Raw genomic sequence first — 596 nt, forward strand, 5'->3', positions numbered from 1 at the left:
CGGGGCGTCCACTGCTCCCGCGTCCGCGGCCGCGCTGTCCGGCCCGCCAGTCACAGCCCCAGTACCAGGCTCAGTCCCGGCCTCTATGGACGCGCCGGGGCCGGTGCTCTCGCGCCAGCCGGTGGTCCACGAGGTGCCGGCTTTCGTGGCGGCGGACGCGGCCTGTCTCCGTGTCCGGTCCACGGCCCCGGCCGCCACGAGCTGCAGGTACTCCATCACCCGCGAGATCTCCTCCACGGTGCCGGCGAAATCCGAGGCGGCCTGGAACCCAAGCAGCGCCGCGTCCTGGACCGCGGTCAAACCCACCTCCCGGAGGGTGGCCAGGGCGTCGTTCACACCGTCGATACCGGGCTGTCCGGCCCGGCAGGCACCGCGGCCGGTGCTGAATTCAGCGTCCCGGTCCGTGTCCTGGAAAGGAATGAAATCCCTGACGGTTTCCATGAAACAAAATCTACCGCCGAGCTGTGACATTCTTACTGACCCCTAACCTTGGCGTCAGAATCCCGTCCTCAGGAGGATTCCGGGAAGGCTAAGGACCCGCCATCCAGGAACCGCGGCCGGCCAAACTGCGTGCGAACCCCGGGTGAGAAGAGCAC

General features: G+C 68.3%; 1 pseudogene. It reads right to left on the reverse strand.

The window, feature by feature from the left end:
• Positions 1 to 441 (reverse strand): annotated as a pseudogene (locus tag QK291_RS19005) (hypothetical protein); the annotation flags it as partial.
• Positions 442 to 596 lie beyond the last annotated feature (155 nt).

The organism is Arthrobacter sp. AL12 (assembly GCF_029960645.1).
GTDB lineage: Bacteria > Actinomycetota > Actinomycetes > Actinomycetales > Micrococcaceae > Arthrobacter.